General features: G+C 61.7%; 2 protein-coding genes. Both read left to right on the top strand.

Going from position 1 to position 1,667, the window contains the following annotated elements; genetic code table 11:
• Window positions 1-648, top strand: a 648-nt coding sequence (locus FEM54_RS32130; protein WP_138454231.1) for a segregation and condensation protein A, incomplete at its 5' end; no start/stop codon positions are given.
• 12 nt (window positions 649-660) lie between these two features.
• The gene (gene scpB / locus FEM54_RS32125; protein WP_138454230.1) at window positions 661-1,587 is read left to right on the top strand and encodes an SMC-Scp complex subunit ScpB; all 927 of its coding nucleotides are present in this window, start codon (window positions 661-663) and stop codon (window positions 1,585-1,587) included.
• Window positions 1,588-1,667: the final 80 nt, after the last annotated feature.

Genomic DNA, 1,667 nt, shown 5'->3' with positions numbered 1-1,667 from the left:
CTGATTCGCAAGCAGAACATCAATATCCTCGACATCCCGGTGGCAGAAATCACTCGCCAGTACATGGGGTATGTCGAGTTGATGCAGTCGGTACGCCTGGAATTGGCCGCCGAGTACCTGGTGATGGCCGCCATGCTCGCCGAGATCAAGTCGCGCATGCTGTTGCCGCGTTCCGAGACCATTGAGGCCGAAGAAGACGACCCGCGGGCCGAGCTGATCCGCCGTCTGCAAGAATATGAACGCTTCAAGGCCGCCGCCGAAGGCATCGACGGCTTGAGCCGCGTGGGCCGTGATGTGGTGGTGCCCAAGCTCGATGCCCCGGAAGCCCGGGCGCGCAAGCTGTTGCCGGATGTGAGCCTGGAAGAATTGCTGATGTCCATGGCCGAGGTGCTGCGCCGGGGTGACATGTTTGAAAGCCACCAGGTCAGCCGCGAAGCGCTGTCGACCCGCGAGCGCATGAGCGATGTGCTGGAGCGCCTCAAGGGCGGCGGCTTTGTGCCGTTTGTCGAGCTGTTTACCAAAGAGGAAGGGCGCCTGGGGGTGGTGGTGACCTTTATGGCCATCCTCGAACTGGTCAAGGAATCCTTGGTCGAGCTGGTCCAGAATGAGCCTTTTGCGGCTATCCACGTGCGGGCGCGAGCCGAATAAAGAGCTGAATCGATGAATCTGACTGAACCCCGCGAACTGGCGCCCTTGCTGGAAGCCTTTCTCCTGGCCTCGGGTAAACCGCAATCCCTGGAACGCTTGTTCGAGTTGTTTGAAGAGGCCGAGCGCCCTGAACCACCGGTGTTCAAGAAGGCGCTGGAGATTCTGCGCAAGTCCTGCGACGGCCGCGCCTTTGAACTGCGCGAAGTGGCGTCAGGTTATCGCTTGCAGATCCGTGAGAAATTTTCCCCGTGGGTCGGCCGCTTGTGGGAAGAGCGCCCGCAGCGTTATTCCCGCGCGATGCTGGAGACCATGGCACTGATTGCCTACCGCCAGCCCATCACGCGGGGCGAGATTGAGGATGTGCGGGGTGTGGCGGTCAACAGCCATATCGTCAAGACACTGCTGGAGCGCGAGTGGATCCGCATCGTCGGCTACCGCGACGTGCCCGGCAAACCGGCGATGTTTGCCACCACCAAGGTGTTTCTCGACCACTTCAACCTGAAAAACCTCGACGACCTGCCGCCGCTTGCCGAACTGCGCGAGATGGAAGCCGAGCCGGTGCTCGACTTCGACGACGCGCCGGTGCCGGCCAGCTTGCAGGAGCTGGCCGACGCCACCGCCGAGCCGGAAGAGCCGAAGGACGAAACCAGTTTCCATACCTTGCTGCTTGAACTGGATGATATGGAGCAGGGCATCAAGACTGACTTTGATGACTTGCTGCGTGATGGCGCGGCTGAGCCTGAAACCCAGGTGAACGTTGAGGTTGAGGCCGAAGTCGAACCGGAACCCGAAGAGGATATCCTCGGCGTGGCCGAAGCCCGTGAAAAACTCCTGGCCGCCGTGGCCGCCCTTGAGCAGCCGCCGCTTAGCGACGAGGAAGACGAAGCCCGGGCGCTGGCTGAAGCCATCGAAGCCGAACGACGCCAGTTTGAGGACTGACCCGGTCTGCCAGACACATGGAAACCCTGTGGGAGCTGGCTTGCCTGCGATGCGGGCGCCCCGGTCTGTCGGTTGTACCG

The organism is Pseudomonas edaphica, assembly GCF_005863185.1.
Taxonomy (GTDB): Bacteria; Pseudomonadota; Gammaproteobacteria; order Pseudomonadales; family Pseudomonadaceae; genus Aquipseudomonas; species Aquipseudomonas edaphica.
This window is presented reverse-complemented; position numbering and strand designations above follow the sequence as displayed.